This is a genomic window from Mycoplana azooxidifex, from assembly GCF_014196765.1.
GTDB lineage: Bacteria > Pseudomonadota > Alphaproteobacteria > Rhizobiales > Rhizobiaceae > Mycoplana > Mycoplana azooxidifex.
Window position 1 is genome coordinate 229,163 of record NZ_JACIEE010000008.1, and the last position, 17,595, is coordinate 246,757.

Here is a 17,595-nt window from a genome sequence, read left to right on the forward strand (position 1 = left end):
GTCTCATGGAGAGGCCGGGGCACGCCTGCTCGCCGGGAGGTCCTGATTTACCAACGAAAAACCCCGGGGCGACGAAGCGCCCCGGGGTTCCCTCGTGCCGCATCTGCGAACAGCGTCAGAGCTTTCCGCCGCGCTGCTGGATCATCATGAAGGTGTCGTAGTTGTATTCGGCGATCTGTGCGTTGAGGAAGTACTCGCCTCGGAAGGCCTTGATGGAGTCCCAGATCTTCTTGAAGGTCGGGTTGGTGTCCTCGATCTCCGCATAGACCTCGTTCGACTTGTCGAAGCAGGCCGAGAGGATCTCGGGCGAGAACGGGGCCAGCTTGGCGCCTGCAGCGACAAGACGCTTGATCGCCGCCGGGTTCAGCCAGTCGTACTTCTGCAGCATGTTGGCGTCGGCTGCCTGGCAGGCGGTGCGCAGCAGCGACTGGTAGTTCTTCGGCAGGCCGTCATAGGCGGCCTTGTTGAACATCGCGTGGACCGTCGGGCCACCTTCCCACCAGCCGGGATAGTAGTAGTAGGGGGCGACCTTGTAGAAGCCGAGCTTCTCGTCGTCATAGGGGCCGACCCATTCCGCGGCGTCGATCGTGCCCTTTTCCAGCGAGGGATAGATGTCGCCGCCGGCGATCTGCTGCGGCACGACGCCGAGCCGCTCGACAACCTTGCCGGCGAAGCCGCCGATGCGCATCTTCAGGCCCTGCAGGTCGGCGACGGTCTTGATCTCCTTGCGGAACCAGCCGCCCATCTGCACGCCGGTGTTGCCGCCGGGATAGCCGACGAGGCCCTGGGTCGCCAGGAACTCGTTGAACATGTCGATGCCGCCGCCGTGATACTGCCAGGCGTTCATGCCGCGCGCGTTGAGGGCGAAGGGAACCGCGGCGCCGAGCGCCCAGACCGGGTCCTTGCCCCAGTAGTAGTAGGATACCGTGTGGCAGGCCTCGACCGTGCCGGCGGAAGCGGCGTCCGCCGCCTGCAGGCCGGGGACGAGTTCACCGGCGGCGAAGACCTGGATCTGGAAATTGCCGTCGGTCGCTTCGGAAACGTATTTCGAGATCACCTCGGCGCCGCCGTAGATCGTGTCGAGCGACTTGGGGAACGACGAGGCGAGCCGCCAGTTGATCTTGGGGGCTGTCTGCGCCAGCGCAGGCGCGGCGAGTGCGGTTGCCGCAGCAGCTCCCACGCCGGCAGCACCGGCCTTTCTCATGAATGAGCGACGATCCATTATCTTCCTCCCGATTGCAGGGGCCTCCCGAGCCCCTTCGTTTTCGTCGCGAACCTAACCATGGCGGATCACGCGTTTCAAGCGCGCGGCGCGATTTACCCCGATGCCGGGCCGTACGACTTTGGTCTAATCGGTGTGGCCGCGCCCATCTGCATGTTTTTTGGGCGTTTCCGGCTTCGGAAACGGGGCCCACGGCGACGGCCTGGCGGGGGAGTGCGCAGGCGCTGATGCCGGCTATGAGGGTGTGCCGCCTCGCCCACGCAAGACCGGGCAGGCGGGCCTATCCGGCCATGCCCTCTTCGTACTCGGACGAGAGCTCCAGCCAGTGCTCCTCGGCCGCTGCGAGCCTGTCGGCTGCGTCAGAGCGCTCCTTCGCCTTCTGTGCCGCCTTGGCGGGGCTTTTCTCGTAGAGCTGCGGGTCGGCAAGTTCCCCGTCCAGCACCTGGATCTGCTTCTCGAGCTTCGCCGTCAGCGATTCGACGTCGTTGATCTTCTTCTTCAGCGGCGCCAGCGAGGCGCGCCGGTCGGCATTGGCCTTGCGTTGGTCGGCCTTGGACAGGCCGTCGTCGGTCAGGACGGGACGCGCCTTGTCTTCCTTCGGCTTCGGCCCGCCGACGATCAGCGTGCGGTATTCCTCCAGGTCGCCGTCGAAGCTTGCGACCGTGCCGTCCTTCACCAGCCACAGCCGGTCGACGGTCGCCTCGATCAGGTGGCGGTCGTGCGAGATCAGGATGACGGCGCCCTGATAGTCGTTCAGCGCCTCGATCAGCGCCCGGCGGCTGTCGATGTCGAGGTGGTTGGTCGGTTCGTCGAGGATCAGGAGGTTCGGCGCGTCGAAGGCGGCAAGACCCATCAGCAGCCGCGCCTTCTCGCCGCCGGAAAGGTCCTTCGCCGGCGTGTCCATCTTCTCGGTCGCAAGCCCCATCTGGGCGACGCGCGCGCGCACCTTCGCTTCCGGCGCGTCCACCATAAGCCGGCGCACGTGCTCGACAGCACTCTGGGTCGGGACCAGGTCGTCCAACTGGTGCTGGGCGAAGAAACCGATCTTCAGCCCCGGCGCCGTCTTCACCTCGCCGCTCTCGGCTGAAAGCTTGCCGGAGATGAACTTGGCGAAGGTCGACTTGCCGTTGCCGTTGGAGCCGAGGAGCGCGATGCGGTCGTCGTTGTCGATACGCAGGTTCATCCGCTTCAGGATCGGATTGCCGGGCGCGTAGCCGACGGCCCCGCCGCTGACGGCGATGATCGGGGATGCGGGCTGTTTCTCCGGCTCGGGGAAGGTGAATCCCTGCACGTGATCCTCGATCACGGCTGCGACCGTTCCCATCCGCTCCAGTGCCTTGACGCGGCTCTGCGCCTGCCGCGCCTTGGTGGCCTTGGCCTTGAAGCGGTCGATGAAGCTCTGCAGGTGTTTCCTTGCGGCCTCGTTCTTGGCCTTTGCCTTCATCTGCAATTCGTCGGCTTCCGCCTTCTGCCGCTCGAACTGGTCGTAGCCGCCGCGATAGAAGGTCAGCTTCTTCTGGTCCAGATGAACGATCGCGTTGACGGCGGTGTTGAGCAGGTCGCGGTCGTGGCTGATGATGAGCACCGTATGCGGATAGCGCCGCACGTAGTCCTCCAGCCACAGCGTCCCTTCGAGGTCGAGATAGTTGGTCGGCTCGTCGAGGAGCAGCAGGTCCGGCTCGGAGAAGAGCACGGCCGCCAGCGCCACGCGCATCCGCCAGCCGCCGGAAAAGCTCTTCGCGGGCCGCTGCTGCGCCTCGTGGTCGAAACCGAGGCCGGCGAGGATGCTGGCTGCGCGTGCTTCGGCCGCATGCGCGCCGATGTCGGCGAGCCGCGTCTGGATCTCGGCGATCCGGTGCGGGTCGGTGGCGGTCTCCGCCTCCTGCAGAAGGGCCGCGCGCTCCTTATCGGCGGCAAGGACGATCTCGATCAGCGGATCGTCCGTCCCCGGCGCCTCCTGCGCCACCTGTCCGATGCGGGCGTTCTTCGGCAGGGAAACCGAGCCGGCTTCCGCGGCGAGATCGCCGGTGATGATGCGAAACAGCGTCGACTTGCCGGCGCCGTTGCGTCCGACCAGGCCCGCCTTCGTGCCGGACGGCAGCGAGACGGACGCATTGTCGAGAAGCAGGCGCCCGGCGATACGGGCGGAGAGGCCGGAAATCGTGATCATGACCGGCGTCTATAGGGTGGGGAACCGCACCTGCGCAAGAGGCGCCGCCCGGCTTCGGCCTGACTTCGGCCTGACTTCAGCGTGACTTCAGGCGACGTCGCGGCGGTAGTTGCGCCCGGCGAGTTCGGTCAGTTCGACCGAATAGACGCAGGTGCCGCTCTCGTTTGCGGCCTCCAGCGCCAGCATCGCCTGCCGGTAGAGCTCGTTGCCGTTCTGCGCATCGTCGGTGAACGCGGCGCCGACGGTGAGCGAGAGGGTGCCGGGCAGGTAGTCCCGGCCCGAAATGCGGAACACTTCGGTCTCGAGGCGATGGCGGATCCGCTCGGCGATCAGAACGGCGCTGTCGTGGTCGACCTTGTCGAACAGGAAGGCGAAGCCGTCGCCGCCGACGCGGGCGACGTAGTCGAGCTTCTTGATCGACTTGCGGAAGATGGTGGCGATCTGCTTCAACGCCTCTTCGCTGGCGCCGGCCGCATGGCTGTCGGACAGGCCCTTCAGCCGCTCGACCCGCATCAGGAGCAGCGCGCTGCCGGAGCTGTCCTCGGCGTCGTAGGCCGCCACCAGCCGGTTCATCAGCGCGGTGCGGTTGGCAAGTCCGGTGATCGGGTCGTGCAGCAGCGCGGTTTCGCTGGCCGCAGCACCCGCTGCCACGTTCTCCAGCCGGGCGACAAGCGCATCCAGCCGCTGGCAATGAACGCTCTCGCTGCCGATCAGCGCTTCGACGGAGGTGACGAGCAGGCCGGCCTGGCTTGCGAAATCCGTCATGGCCATCACCGGATCGGCCCTGAGGCGTCCGAGCAACTGGTTGATCTGCGTCACCGCATTGGAGCGCTTCTGGCGCTCGCTCTCCGCCTCGCTCGCAAGGGCTGCGATGGTGCGCATCAGGTCGGTGGCGCTGTGGCCGAGCACGAGCGAATTGTGGTCCGGCAGGCCGTTGCGCACGCCGATGGCGTCCAGCGCCTCCTGCGTCGGCGCCTTGCCGAGCGCTGTGATCTCGCGGCCGAGTGCTGTGTTGCTTCCCGTCAGCGCCTCGTGCAGCAGCGAGTAGTTGCGCGGGATCGCGGGGATCTCCAGCCGCGTCATCAACTGCGCGATCTTCGCCAAAACGGCGGCCGATCGGGCAAGCGTATCCGGTGCATTCGCCTTTGCGGTCATGGCTCACCAGTGTTTGGGCAGCGTGCGGGGCGCGCCGATCCTTATCAGGGCCGGCGTCTACAATCACTAGCTGATAAGCCTTAAGAACCCGTTGCTTGCGGCCCTGCTTGCCATGGCCGCGGGCACTATCCTCGCCCGCCTGCGCGATCACAGGGGACGGCGACGACACTCGCTAGGCCGAGAAGGGCCGCGGGCACCGGTCGCCTGCCGCGCCGGTGCCGCGCATGGATCAGGCGAACAGCCGCACCGTCGGCAGGGCCCGGATTATCTGCCGGATGGTGCCGTCCTTGGCGCGCGCCCGCGCCTGCTGCGTGTCGCGGACCGCTGCGGCATAGCCTTCCGCGCGCGCCTCTTCCATCGCCACCGCAAGCAGCTTCTCGATCACGTCGAAGCAGTCGTCCGGCAGGTAGGCGTCCGGGCTGTCCGTGCCCCGCACGAGCGCCATCTTCGACAGCGTGCTGCCCAGCAGCGCGCTCCACTCTTCGCTTTTTCTCGCCATGTCACGTCCTCATCGCCGGGGTGGGGGAAGCGCCTTTCGGCTTTCCGGCGAAACGATTATGGCACCACAACCGGGGCAACTCTGTCACTTGGGTAACAGGGAGAGAACCGACCCGCGCGGCGGATGTCAGACGCGGGGCAGGCTCGCGCCCTCGTTGCGCATGAAGAAGACGAGATCCAGCGAGAGGCTCGGCCTGCCCATCGAGGTCAGGATCGCATGGCACTGGCCGCGATGGTGGGTCTGGTGGTTGAAGAAATGTGCAAGCCCCATGCTGAGCGGGTGTTTTACCGGGGTCGGATGCGTGATCGGGCTGTAGGTGACCTCCTGGCGGAGCCTGGCCTCGTCGAGCGAACCGAGCCAGTCGATGATCCGCTGGTCCTCGGCGACCCGGGCCTGGCGCAGGCTGTCGACGTCCTCGTGCAGGATCGCATCGAGCCGGGTCGGCGCATCGCTCGAGCCGGTGAAGCGGCTCATCCAGATGCGGTCGGCGACGAGCAGGTGGTTGAGCGTTCCGTGCAGCGAGCCGAAATAGGCGCCGCGGTTTTCGCGATAGGCCTGCGGCGAGAGCGAGGCGGCCTCGGCATAGACGACGCGATTGGCCCAGGCATTGTAGGCGGCCAGGTTCCTGTAGTGATCGAGCATGTCGGATTCCGGATGGTGTTGCGAAGGGTGGCAAGTGGGTGGCAAGTCTAGCACTCCCTTACCGGAGGTGCGGTGATGGGTCGCATGAATTTTTCTGATTTGATCCCGCAGGCCGTCTCGTCGCGAATGGAGGCATCGCCTGAGCGCTCACCGCATCGATCGCCTTGAGCCGGCCCCCTTGTTTTGCGGCGCGTTGGCGGGTAAGGAACCGCCACACCGTACACCAAGGGAAACGAGACTATGGCGATTGAACGCACCTTTTCGATGATCAAGCCGGATGCGACGAAGCGCAACCTGACCGGCGCTATCACCAAGATGCTCGAGGATGCCGGCCTGCGCGTCGTCGCCTCCAAGCGCGTCTGGATGAGCCGCCGCGAAGCCGAAGGCTTCTACGCCGTCCACAAGGAGCGCCCGTTCTTCGGCGAACTCGTCGAGGGCATGACCTCCGGCCCGACCATCGTCCAGGTGCTGGAAGGCGACAACGCCATCCTGAAGAACCGCGAGATCATGGGCGCGACCAACCCGGCCAACGCCGACGAAGGCACGATCCGCAAGGTCCACGCCCTTTCCATCGGCGAAAACTCCGTCCACGGCTCCGACGCCCCGGAAACCGCTGCCGAGGAAATCAGGTACTGGTTCTCCGACACCGAAATCGTCGGCTGATTCAGTCTGGCAGGTTCCGCAGCCAGGCCCCTGATGGGACTCGGTAAAGCGGAACCGCAACGGACCTGAAACCAAAGATCGCCCGAGGCCTACGCCCCGGGCGTTTTTGTTTTCCGAAGGGCTTCGGGCGGACGTCAGCCCTCCTCGTAGGCCCTCTGGGCATCGGTCAGGCTCCGGTCCAGCGCGTTGCCCGCTGCATAGAGCCCGAGTTCCACCGGTACCTCCACCCCGTCCATCAGCCGCGGACAGGGCTCGACTTCGCCGAGAACCGTCGTGACCGGGACGACGCCGGCCCAGATCGGCAGCGTGTAGTCCTCCTCGTCGTCGGCGACGCCCTTGGCCCGCACCTTGGCCGAGGCCTGCTCGATCTCCATGCCGATGACGGTGGTCGCCTTGATCTCCTGCGCCGTGATCGGCCGCAAGCCTGCGGAGCGGCCGGGATAGAACCGGTCGACGACGGCGACGAGCGCGGCCGCCTTTTCTTCCGGATCGTCGATGATCCGGGCGGTGCCGAAGCACATGGCCGAGCGGTAGTTGGCCGAATGATTGAAGCCGGCGCGGGCAAGAACCAGTCCGTCGAGATGGGCGACGGTCAGGCAGGCCGGCGTCCCCGCCTTCAGATGCCGCAGCATCCGGCTTGCCGACGAACCGTGCCAGTAGAGCCGGTTGCCCTCGCGCCAGAACAGCGTCGGCGTGCAGTAGGGCTGGCCGTCGATGACATAGCTGATGTGACAGAGCATGGACGCGTCGAGGATCGCATGCACCGAGGCATGATCGTAGCTTCCCCGGTCGTGCCGGCGTTTCAGCCTGTTGCGGTCCGACACCGGATAGATGTGCGATGGGTCTGGTTGCTGCGGATGGACGGTCACGGGCTTGCCTTTCGTCTGGTGCAGCGCTTACATGCGTCATGCCATTGGTTCGAAATAGCTCCAATTCAATCCTAAAAAAGAAGGCCAATCTGCCCGACTGGTCGGCGCTCGTTCCGGTATTGCCGGGCGAGGGACCGCACACACAGGCGCTCTACGCGGCGATCCGCCAGCTGATCGAGACGGGAACGGTGCCGCCGGGCGCCAAGCTGCCGCCGACGCGCGATCTGGCGACGCGGCTGCGCATGTCGCGCATCGCCGTGGTCGCCGCCTTCGAGCGCCTCGCAGCCGATGGCTTCACTGTCGCGTGCGTCGGCGCCGGCACCTTCGTCAGCGACGCGGTGCCGCTGGTCGGCGCCCGCCCGGTCCTTCAGGGTCGCCGCCAGCAGCCGGCGATGCCGCTGCCGGGTACGCTCGGGGTCGCGACCGCCGACGCCCGTTCGCTGAAGATCTTTCGCGCGCTGTTGTCGCGGCACCTGGCTCGGCCGGGACCGGAGCACTTCCAGTATGGCGACCCGCGCGGCGGGGAGGCGCTGCGCGAGGCCATCGCCGCCTACCTGCGCACCGCGCGCGGCGTGCGCTGCGACGCGGCGCAGATCGTCGTCACCGCCGGTACCCAGCAGGGCCTCGACCTCTTCGTTCGCGCCATGCTGAACCCCGGCGACGGCGCCTGGATCGAGGATCCATGCTATCCCAGCGCCCGTGCCGCCTTCGCTGGCAACGGCATCAGGCTGCAAGGCGTGCCGGTGGATGCCGAGGGGCTGGATACGGAGCGCGGCGAGGCGCTGATGCCCGATGCCCGGGCCGTCTACGTCACGCCGTCGCACCAGTTCCCGCTCGGCGTGGCCATGAGCATGCGCCGCCGGCTGGCGCTGATCGACTGGGCGCGCCGAAACGATGCCTGGATCGTCGAGGACGACTACGACAGCGAGTTCCGCTATGCCGGCCCGCCGCTGACCGCCATGCAGGGTCTCGATGCCACCGGCCGCGTCGTCTATCTCGGCACCTTCTCCAAGGTGCTGCTGCCGGGCCTCCGCATCGGTTATGCGGTGCTGCCGGAGGCGATCATGGAAAAGGTGGTGGCGCTGCGCGCCCGCACCGACCGCTTTCCGGCCACGCTGGCGGAGGCGGCCCTGACCGAGTTCATCCGCGAGGGCCATCTCGCCGCCCACCTGCGCCGCGCCCGCCGCCGGATGGCGGCCGCCCGCGATGCGCTGGTCGCAGGCCTTGAGGGCGGCCGCGGGCTTGGCGTCGATGTTCCCGAGCAGGGCCTGCATCTGCTGGCCGGACTGGCGCCGGGGATGCGCGACACCGCACTTGTCGAGCTTGCGGCCTCGGCCGGGCTCGGCGTGCGCTCGCTGTCGTCCATGGCGGTGTCCGAGCCGCCGCGGCAGGGCCTGGTGATCGGCTTCTCCGGTTTTACGCCGGATGTGCTCTTCGAGGCGGCCAGCGCTTTCCGGGCTTTGCTGGAGCGCCATGTCCAAGGCTGAAAACCTCGGTTCACACTGGGCACTTCGCCGTCTCGAACCGCGCAGGCGCTTTGCCGTCCTTGAACATCTCCGGGTTCTTGTCGTAGGCCGGGCCGACCACCAGCGCCTGCGCGGGAAGCACGCTCTGGTCGAGATCGGAGACGACGGTCGTTTCCAGCGCCTGCAACTGCGTGCCGTCGGGCCCGTTGACCCGGATCGCCACGCGATAGGGCCTCGCCTTCTTCACGCAGGCGATCTCCGGGCTTTCCAGCACCACCTTTTCCAGCTTCGGGAAGAGCTTGCGCGTCGTCACCAGCGGCGCCCCGCCGGCCGGGTTCTCGAACTCGGCGGTCACCGTCGCTCCGTCCGGCAGCGGCTCCGTCCGGTTCAGCGTGACGACATAGGTGGCATAGGCGAGGCGGTAGTTGAACACGAACATCTTGCCGGTCAGTTGCAGCGGATCGGGGCCGGTCTCGCGCTGGCAGGCGGCAAGCGAAAGGGCGAGGACGACCGCGAGGGATGCCGTGGCAACCCGGCAGCCGTGGAATTTCGAGGCCCTGGATATCGAGGCCTGGAACATCGGGAGCGGCCATCTCATGGCGTATCCTCCGTTGCGATGCCTTCCGGCCTGCGGCGACGGTAGTGCCGGCTCGCCTTGACGCGATTGCCGCAAACCGCCATGTCGCACCACGCGCGCGAGCGGTTGCGGCTCTTGTCCAGGAACAGCCAGCCGCAATTGGGGCAGATCTTCAGCCGTTCCGGTTCGGCATGGACGGTGAGCCGCAGCGCCGAATGCGCGGTGGCGGTATCCAGCGCGTGCTGCACCTGGCCGGACTGGCGCAGCGTGCCGGCGATCGCCTCCAGCAGTCGTGCCAGCAGCGCGGGTGTCCCTTCGCCCGACGCCTCGGCACGGAAGTGGCCGTCGATTGCCTCGCGGAGCTCAATGAAGGCCGCGCGGCGTTCCGGAACAACAGCGGCGAGCGGGCCCGTCTGCGCGCGCTCCGCACAGTGCGCGTTGGCCCCGGCGGCAAACGCGTCCATCGTCTTCGGGTCCGCATAGCGGTCGATCCGGCGCTCCGGGGCGCCCCGCAGAACGACGGAATTGGCGACGTCCAGCGCGAGCGCGCCGCCGGCGAAACGATGCGGGGTCCAGGCAAAGATCATGAACCCATACTAACTGGTAAAAGCAATTTTACCAGTTATGATATCCGGATCACCAGTTGGAAGACGATGGCCTATTTCCTGCAGCAGATCGCCAATGCCGTCCCGGTCGCGGCTCTCTATGCCGTGCTCGCCTTTGGCTATGCGATCGCGTTCTCGGTGACGCGGCGGGCCGATATCAGCTATGGCGCGATCTTCGCCTTCGCCGGGCAGATGTTCATCCTGTTCGCCGATATCGGCTGGAACCGGCTCTGGCTTGTCCTGCCGGCTGCCCTCGGCTTCGGCGCGGTCATGGCGCTGGTCTACGGCATGGGGGTGGGTCTGGTCGTCGGCCGCCATGTCATGCGCCCGCTCGCGTTCTCCTCCGACAATACTGTGGTCGTCGCCGCCCTCGGCGTCGTGCTGGTGCTGATGGAGACGGCGCGGCTCGCCTCGGATACGCGCAGCCTCTGGCTGCCGCCGCTACTCAGCCGGCCGGTCGAGCTCTGGGGGGATCCGTCATTCCCGGTGACGCTGACCGTGCTGCAGATGGTCAATTCCGCACTGATGGTCGCAATCGTCGCCGCGGGTCATGTCTATCTGGCACGTTCGCAGTGGGGGCGCCGCTGGCGGGCGGTCTGCGACGACAGGCAGGCCGCCGAGCTCTGCGGCATCGACGGCGCCCGCGTCTTCCTCACAGCCTTCGCGCTGGCAGCCCTCATCGCCTGCATCGCCGGCATCCTGGCCTCCGGCTACTACGGCAACATGGACTTCGGCGCGGGGCTCAACTTCGGGGTCAAGATCCTCTTCATCGCCGCGATCGGCGGCTACGCCAGCCCGGCCCTCTCTGCGCTCGGCGGGGCGGCCCTGGGCACCGCGGAGACGCTCTGGAACGCCTATGGCGATTTCCTCTGGCGCGACCTCGTCATCTATTCCGCGCTGGTGCTGCTGCTCGTCGTCTTCCGCCGCGAGCGCGCAATCCCCTGAACGGCCAGGCCGCAGACCTACGGCTTCCACTTGTCCCGGGCCCGGTCGTCGGCATCCTTCGCCGCGATCCAGCCGCCGTCGGTCCCGTCGGCCCGGTGTTCCTTCTTCCAGAAGGGGGCGGAGGTCTTCAGGTAGTCCATCACGAAGGAGGCGCCGTCGAAGGCTGCGTGGCGATGCGGGGCGGAGGCGATGACGAGCACGATGTTTTCGCCCGGCGCCATCCTGCCGAACCGGTGGATCGCAGCAACTCCCTGCAGCGAGAACCGCGTGACGGCCTCGTCGCAGATGCGCCGGATCTCGGCCTCCGCCATGCCGGGATAGTGCTCGAGCTCCAGCGCCGAAAGTGCGCCGCCCTCGTCGCGGCAAAGCCCGGTGAAGGTGACGATCGCGCCGATGGCGGTGCGCCCGGCGACAAGGGCCGCAGTCTCGGCCGCCACGTCGAAATCCTCGCGCTGGATGCGCACGGTGACGGGAGAGGGGGCGACGGGAGAGGCGGCGGCAGCCATGGCTCAGCCTCCGGTCATCGGCGGGAACAGCGCGATCTCGCGCGCACCCGCGATCGACTCGTCGTGTTCCACATGCTCCTGGTTCACAGCGACCCGGATGACGTTCTCGTGCTCGAGCGCGATCTCGTATTCCTCGCCGAGCGTCTTCAGATGCCGCAAAAGGTCGCCGGCAGTCCTGACGTGGCCGGGAAGCTCGATCTCTTCCTCGCCCCGTCCGATCCGCTCGCGCACCCACGCGAAGTAGACAAGCTTGGTCGTCATCATTCGTCCACGATATGCCTCAGGCCGGCCCGGAAGTAGTCATACCCCGTATACATGGTGATCGCGGCGGCGATCCACAGCAGGCCGATGCCGAATTCGGTCGTGTAGGGCAGTACCTTGTCGCCGGCCGGACCGGCGAGCAGGAAGGCGATCGCGAGCATCTGGATCGTCGTCTTCCACTTGGCAATGCGCGTCACCGGCACGCTGACCTTCAGTTCGGCGAGATATTCGCGCAGGCCCGAGACCAGGATCTCGCGGCACAGGATGATGATCGCCGCCCAGATGGTCCAGCCGGCGATCGTGCCGTCGGCGGCCATCAGAAGCAGCACCGAAGCCACCAGCAGCTTGTCGGCGATCGGATCGAGCATGCGGCCGATGTTGGAGGTCTGCTTCCAGATACGGGCGAGATAACCGTCGAGGAAATCGGTGATCGAGGCGACGACGAACAGGCCGAGCGCGGTCCATCGGGCGAAGTCCGAAGACTGCAACCGGCCCTCGACGAAGAAGCAGAGGACGATGACCGGAACGGCAAGGATGCGGCCGTAGGTGAGGAGGTTCGGGATGCTGTAAGCGCGGCGGGCCATGGATTCGCAGTCTCTGCTGTGTTTGCGGGTAGTTGCGGTCTTTGTGACAGGTCCGTCAACCGTTTGCGAGAGCTTTTCTACGCGAACAAGGCAATATTCGGATCGCTGTCATGAAAAGAGGGTTGCGTGCGCTACCGCGCAGTCCAGTACCCAGTCTGTAACCTGCCCGACACAGGGTGAATAAAAATTTTCATTTCTGACGAATAGAACGCCTTTTTTGTTCGTATTGAAACAGAAATCGCGTACCGCCAGCCGCATTCCGGCGACCTGCAGTTGCAAGGCCGCCATTGGTGCGTATGCAAAATTCAAATCTGTAGTTGGGAAAGGCGGGTCCTCCAGATGGGGATCATGGGTGGAGATTTGTTGCCGTTGAACGGCTACCGGGCAAAGGGGCCGGTTCAGTCCGATATCGTCACGCTGGCGGACGGCGGCTTCGTGCTCGTCTGGAGCGCCGGCGCGGCCGACGGCACGACCGATGTCACCATGCGCGTGTTCAACGCGGACGGCAGCCTTCGCGCGTCGGTCGAGATCCCGGTTGCCGCCGATGCCAGGGGCGACCAGGCGGCACCGCAGGTGACCGCACTTGCCGATGGCGGCTTTGCTGTTGCCTGGAGCGGCGCGACCGCCTCCGACGACCAGGGGGTCGCCTTCCGGCTGTTTGAGGCCGACGGCACGCCGCGCGTCGCCTTCGACCTGCCGGCGAATGCGCAGACCGCCGGTGTCCAGTCCTCGGCCATGATCACGACGCTGGCCGACGGCGGCCTCGTTGCTGCCTGGCGCGTCGGCGCCGGCGCGCAGACCGCTCTGGCGCTGCGGGTCTTCGAAAAGGACGGTACCCTCCGTTCAGGCCCCACCGACATCCGCATCGACGTTTCGACCGGGGCCTTCGAGATCACCGCACTCACCGGCGGCGGCTTCGTGCTCGTTCACAACGGCGTCTCCGAAGGCGAGGGGACCGACGGACCCGTGCGCATGCGGATCTACGACGCCAGGGGATCGCTCGTAGAGGACGCCATTGTTGCGATCGGCGCGGACAAGGACGCCGTCCAGCACCATCCGGTAGTCACCGCGCTCGCCGACGGCGGCTTCGTCGTCGCCTGGGACGGGGAGCGGCAGGGAGACACAGCCGGTGTCGCTATGCAGATCTACGACGCCGGCGGCAAGGCCCGCGCCAACACAGATTTCGCCGTGAACATCCATACGAGTGGCGAGCAGCGCAGCCCGATGGTGACAGCGCTGAAGGATGGCGGGTTCGTCGTCCTGTGGAGTGGCAACGCCTGGCATGACGAAGACGGCCTGGCCATGCAGGTCTACAACCCGGACGGCAAGACCCGCGTATCGGGCGACATCCCGGTCAATCTCGCCATCGACGGCATCCAGGGTGACCCGCACGTGGCAGCCCTTGCCGGCGGCGGTTTCGCGGTCGCCTGGACCACGAAGAGCACGGCAGGCTACGCCATCGCGCTCCGCCTCTTCAATGCGGACGGCACGCCCCGCATGGTGGCCGAAGAATATGTCACCGGCACCACCGCCCTGCCGCAGAGTGCGCCGAAGATCGCCGCACTCGAAAACGGCGGGCTGGCGTTGACCTGGCAGGCCGAGGAGGAGGACGGCGTCCACCTCTATGAAAAGGTCTTCCATACGGTCAACGACGCCCCCACGGGGCAAAGCGCCACGCGCTACCTGCAGGAGGACGGCAGCTACGCCTTCAAGGTGGGCGACTTCGGCTTCTCCGACGTCAACGGCGACGAGATGCAGGCGATTCGTGTCAGCGCAGTCCCGGTAAACGGCACCCTTACCCTCGACGGAGTGCCGGTCGTGCCCGGCCAGGAGGTCAAGGCGTCGCACATCGCCGACGGCAAGCTCGTCTGGAAGGCGGCCGCCAACCTGAACGGCACGGCGGTCGGCGCCCTGTCCTTCAACGTCATCGACGACGGGGGCACCGACTTCGGCGGCAAGAACACAGATCCGATCACCCGCAAGATCACGCTGAACGTCGACGCCGTCAACGACAGGCCCGATGCCAGGGAGATCCGCGGCACGACCTATGAGAACGCAGTCTACCGCGTCGAGTTGAAGGACGCAGCCGTCGACGTCGACGACGACAAGCTGGCGATGATCAATGCGAAGATCGTCTCCGGCTTCGGCTCGGTGATGATCGATGCGAAGAAGATGCTGATCTACAACCCGATGGCCGGCCCCAACCCGAACATCGGCGACGGCGAAAGCCGCAAGGTCGTGATCAGCTACACCGTGTCCGACGGTAGGGGCGGCACGACGACGGCGACGATCACGTTGACCGTCAAGGGCGTGTCGGCCGACGTTTTCTCGGGGACCAACGGCAGCGATCGACTCTCCGGCAGCGCCCATGGCGACCTGATGTACGGCAGGGCCGGCAACGATACGCTGGCCGGAAGCGGCGGCGACGACCTGCTCGACGGCGGAACGGGCACCGACACGATGAAGGGCGAGGGCGGAAACGACACCTACGTGGTCGACTGCTCCAGCGACAAGGTGACCGAAGGCGTCAACGGCGGAACGGACATCGTGCAGGCCGGCTGCAGCTACACCCTGACAGCCAACATCGAGAAGTTGACCCTGCTGGGTGCGGCCGGCTACAGCGGCACCGGCAACGCGCTCGCCAACACCATCACCGGCAACGCCGGCGCCAATTCGCTGAAGGGCATGGGCGGCAACGACAAGCTTTACGGCGGCGCCGGCAACGACAGCCTCTCCGGTGGCGACGGCAACGACAAGCTGGAAGGGGGGACCGGCAACGACACGCTCAACGGCGGCAACGGCAACGACACGCTGGATGGCGGCAGCGGCACGAACCGGCTCTACGGCGGCGCCGGCAACGATGTCTACATGGTGGGCAGCAGTTCCGACAAGGTGATCGAATATGCCGGCGGCGGGACCGATACCGTCTACTCCAGCCACAGCCACACGCTGTCCGACCATGTCGAGCGGCTGATCCTGACCGGTTCGGCGAACGCATGGGGCACCGGAAACGCGTCTTCGAACCGCCTGACCGGGAATACGGGCAACAACACCTTGCGCGGCAACGAGGGCAACGACACGCTGGACGGTGGAAAGGGCAACGACACGCTTTCCGGCGGCTGGGGCAACGACGTGCTGGATGGCGGCGCCGGTGCGGACAAGCTGACGGGCGGCTCCGGACGCGACGTGTTCGTTTTCCGCGACGTGTCGGACAGCACGGCCTGGAGTTCCGGCCGCGACACCATCTCCGACTTCTCCCGTACCGCAGGCGACGTGATCGACCTGCGCGGCATCGATGCGCGCGAGGCGAGCAGCGCCGACAACGCCTTCGTCTTCATCGGCACGTCGGGCTTCGGCAAGCACGCCGGCGAACTGCGCTATACGAAGTCCGGCGCCAATACGCTGCTCTCGGGAGATACGGACGGCGACGGCAAGGCGGACTTCGCCATCCTGTTTTCCGGCCATGTCGGGCTGCAGAAGGGCGATTTCCTGCTCTGAGCGCCTATCGCGCGTCCTCGTGGAAGTGGTTGTAGACGAGCCGGGCGACGCTCTCCGAAATGCCCTCCACGGCCATCAGGTCGGAGATGCCGGCGCGGGAGACCGCCTTGGCCGTGCCGAAGTGCTGCAGCAGCGCGCGCTTGCGCGTCGGGCCGATGCCGGCAATCTCGTCCAGGGGGTTCTTCACCATCTCCTTCTTGCGCCGGGCCCGGTGCGAGCCGATGGCGAAGCGGTGGGCCTCGTCGCGCAGGCGCTGGATGAAGTAGAGAACCGGATCGCGCGGCGGCAGCGAGAAATCCGGCGTGCCGGCGGCGAAGAAGCGCTCGCGTCCCGCCTCGCGGTCGGCGCCCTTGGCGACACCGATGGCGACGACGTGGTCGGTGATGCCGAGTTCGGCCAGGATCGCCCGCACCGCCGTCATCTGCCCCTGGCCGCCGTCGATCAGGATCACGTCCGGCCAGGCGGGGAAGGGCAGGTCCGCCGCATCCGCGCCCGCCTCGGCATTGGCCTCGACGGTGCGGTCGGGCAACCCGTCCTCCTTGAGCAGCCGCGAGAAGCGGCGCGTCATCACTTCCCGCATCATGCCGAAGTCGTCGCCCGGGGTGATCTCGGTCGACTTGATGTTGAACTTTCGATACTGCCCCTTGACGAAGCCCTCCGGCCCCGCGACCACCATGCCGCCCACCGCATTGGTGCCCATGATGTGCGAGTTGTCATAGATCTCGATGCGGCGTGGCACATAAGCAAGCTTGAAGGTCCCGGCGAAGCCCTCCAGCAGCCGCGACTGCGAGGCCGTCTCGGCGAGCTTGCGCCCGTGCGCCTCGCGGGCGTTCTGCAGCACCTGGTCGGTGAGATCCTTCTTCTCGCCACGCTGCGGCACCAGAATCGCGACCCGGTGCCCCGATTTCTCGCTCAGCGCATCGGAAAGCAGGTCCAGTTCCTCGATCTTCTCCGAAAGAAGGATCTGCCGGGGACAGGGCTTGTCGTCGTAGAACTGGGCGAGGAAGGCGTTCAGCACCTCAGCCCCTGAAAGCTGCGGGTCGGCCTTGGGGAAATAGGCGCGGTTGCCCCAGTTCTGCCCGGTGCGGAAGAAGAACACCTGGATGCAGGAGATGCCGCCCTCGTGGTGGACCGCGAAGACGTCCGCCTCCTCCACGCCGGCCGGGTTGATCCCCTGGTGGCTCTGGACGTGGGAGAGCGCGGCCAGCCGGTCGCGATAGACGGCCGCGCGTTCGAAATCGAGGTCTTCCGCCGCCTCGTTCATCGCGGCTGCGATCTGGCCCTTCACGTTCTGGCTCTTGCCGGACAGGAAGTCCTTCGCCTCGGCCACCAGTTCCGCATAGCCGTCGTCGCTGATCTCGTGCGTGCAGGGCGCCGAACAGCGCTTGATCTGGTAGAGCAGGCACGGCCGCGTGCGGCTCTCGAAGACGCTGTCGGTGCAGGTGCGCAGCAGGAAGGCGCGCTGCAGCGAATTGATCGTCCGCCCGACGGCGCCGGCAGAGGCGAAGGGGCCGAAATAGGCGCCCTTGCGGCTGCGCGCGCCGCGATGCTTGAAGATCGCCGGCGCGCGGGTGTCGGCGGTCACCAGGATATAGGGAAACGACTTGTCGTCGCGAAGCTGTACGTTGAAGCGCGGGCGCAAGCGCTTGATAAGGTTGGCTTCCAGAAGCAGCGCCTCGGTCTCGGTGCGGGTGGTGACGAACTCCATGTTCGCCGTCTCGCGGATCATCTTGCCGATGCGGTTGGAATGGCCGCGTCCGAGCGCGTAGTTGTTGACGCGCTTCTTCAGGCTGCGGGCCTTGCCGACATAGAGCACGTCGCCCGCCTCGTTGAACATGCGGTAGACGCCGGGGCTGTTCGGCAGCCGCTTGACGAAGGCCTGGATCAGTTCGGTCCCGCGCAGTCCGTCGTTGCGCTCGATCGTCTCCGACCA

General features: G+C 66.6%; 15 protein-coding genes and 1 pseudogene. 4 read left to right on the plus strand and 12 right to left on the minus strand.

Annotated features, from left to right (window positions below; genetic code table 11):
• Positions 1-115: 115 nt before the first annotated feature.
• From GGQ64_RS19865 to GGQ64_RS19885, 5 genes are all read right to left on the minus strand, one after another.
• Positions 116-1,222, minus strand: a complete 1,107-nt coding sequence (locus GGQ64_RS19865; RefSeq protein WP_183807059.1) for a TRAP transporter substrate-binding protein — start codon at positions 1,220-1,222, stop codon at positions 116-118.
• 280 nt (positions 1,223-1,502) lie between these two features.
• The gene (locus GGQ64_RS19870; RefSeq protein WP_183807060.1) at positions 1,503-3,392 is read right to left on the minus strand and encodes an ABC-F family ATP-binding cassette domain-containing protein; all 1,890 of its coding nucleotides are present in this window, start codon (positions 3,390-3,392) and stop codon (positions 1,503-1,505) included.
• An 87-nt stretch (positions 3,393-3,479) separates the two neighbouring features.
• Entirely contained in the window at positions 3,480-4,547 is a 1,068-nt protein-coding gene (locus tag GGQ64_RS19875; RefSeq protein WP_183807061.1) for a GGDEF domain-containing protein, read from the minus strand.
• Positions 4,548-4,776: 229 nt separating this feature from the next.
• Positions 4,777-5,046: a hypothetical protein gene (locus tag GGQ64_RS19880; protein WP_183807062.1), complete on the minus strand. Its 270-nt coding sequence runs from the start codon at positions 5,044-5,046 to the stop codon at positions 4,777-4,779.
• A gap of 126 nt (positions 5,047-5,172) precedes the next feature.
• The gene (locus GGQ64_RS19885) at positions 5,173-5,688 is read right to left on the minus strand and encodes a DinB family protein (protein WP_183807063.1); all 516 of its coding nucleotides are present in this window, start codon (positions 5,686-5,688) and stop codon (positions 5,173-5,175) included.
• A 240-nt stretch (positions 5,689-5,928) separates the two neighbouring features.
• On the opposite strand from GGQ64_RS19885, the gene ndk reads away from it, so the two are divergent.
• On the plus strand, positions 5,929-6,351 hold the full coding sequence (gene ndk / locus GGQ64_RS19890; RefSeq protein ID WP_183807064.1) for a nucleoside-diphosphate kinase: 423 nt from the start codon (positions 5,929-5,931) through the stop codon (positions 6,349-6,351).
• Positions 6,352-6,485: 134 nt separating this feature from the next.
• Here ndk and GGQ64_RS19895 read toward each other — a convergent pair whose 3' ends face one another.
• On the minus strand, positions 6,486-7,220 hold the full coding sequence (locus GGQ64_RS19895; RefSeq protein ID WP_183807065.1) for a pyridoxamine 5'-phosphate oxidase family protein: 735 nt from the start codon (positions 7,218-7,220) through the stop codon (positions 6,486-6,488).
• Between the two features lie 38 nt (positions 7,221-7,258).
• Here GGQ64_RS19895 and pdxR point away from each other — a divergent pair, with 38 nt between their 5' ends.
• Entirely contained in the window at positions 7,259-8,707 is a 1,449-nt protein-coding gene (gene pdxR, locus GGQ64_RS19900; protein WP_183807066.1) for a MocR-like pyridoxine biosynthesis transcription factor PdxR, read from the plus strand.
• Between the two features lie 10 nt (positions 8,708-8,717).
• Here the strand turns inward: pdxR and GGQ64_RS19905 are convergent, their stop codons facing one another.
• Entirely contained in the window at positions 8,718-9,284 is a 567-nt protein-coding gene (locus tag GGQ64_RS19905; RefSeq protein WP_425488527.1) for a hypothetical protein, read from the minus strand.
• Positions 9,281-9,850: a CGNR zinc finger domain-containing protein gene (locus GGQ64_RS19910; protein ID WP_183807067.1), complete on the minus strand. Its 570-nt coding sequence runs from the start codon at positions 9,848-9,850 to the stop codon at positions 9,281-9,283. The genes GGQ64_RS19905 and GGQ64_RS19910 overlap by 4 nt, the downstream gene beginning before the upstream one ends.
• Positions 9,851-9,916: 66 nt before the next feature.
• Between GGQ64_RS19910 and GGQ64_RS19915 the strand changes: the two genes are divergently transcribed.
• Complete coding sequence (locus GGQ64_RS19915; protein WP_183807068.1) at positions 9,917-10,813, plus strand: branched-chain amino acid ABC transporter permease; 897 nt, start codon at positions 9,917-9,919, stop codon at positions 10,811-10,813.
• A gap of 17 nt (positions 10,814-10,830) precedes the next feature.
• On the opposite strand, the gene GGQ64_RS19920 is transcribed toward GGQ64_RS19915, so the two are convergent.
• From GGQ64_RS19920 to pgsA, 3 genes are read right to left on the minus strand one after another with little or no spacing between them, the layout of a single operon-like run.
• Positions 10,831-11,319, minus strand: a complete 489-nt coding sequence (locus GGQ64_RS19920; protein WP_183807069.1) for a molybdenum cofactor biosynthesis protein MoaE — start codon at positions 11,317-11,319, stop codon at positions 10,831-10,833.
• Positions 11,320-11,322: 3 nt separating this feature from the next.
• Positions 11,323-11,583: a molybdopterin converting factor subunit 1 gene (gene moaD, locus GGQ64_RS19925; protein WP_183807070.1), complete on the minus strand. Its 261-nt coding sequence runs from the start codon at positions 11,581-11,583 to the stop codon at positions 11,323-11,325.
• Positions 11,580-12,164, minus strand: a complete 585-nt coding sequence (gene pgsA, locus GGQ64_RS19930; protein WP_183807071.1) for a CDP-diacylglycerol--glycerol-3-phosphate 3-phosphatidyltransferase — start codon at positions 12,162-12,164, stop codon at positions 11,580-11,582. Before pgsA ends, moaD begins: the two co-directional genes overlap by 4 nt.
• A 348-nt stretch (positions 12,165-12,512) precedes the next feature.
• Between pgsA and GGQ64_RS19935 the strand changes: the two genes are divergently transcribed.
• Positions 12,513-15,662, plus strand: coding sequence for a cadherin-like domain-containing protein (locus GGQ64_RS19935; protein ID WP_183807072.1), 3,150 nt, complete (start codon positions 12,513-12,515; stop codon positions 15,660-15,662).
• 4 nt (positions 15,663-15,666) lie between these two features.
• Here the strand turns inward: GGQ64_RS19935 and uvrC are convergent.
• Positions 15,667-17,568: pseudogene (gene uvrC / locus GGQ64_RS19940) on the minus strand (excinuclease ABC subunit UvrC); the annotation flags it as partial.
• Between the last annotated feature and the right edge of the window lie 27 nt (positions 17,569-17,595).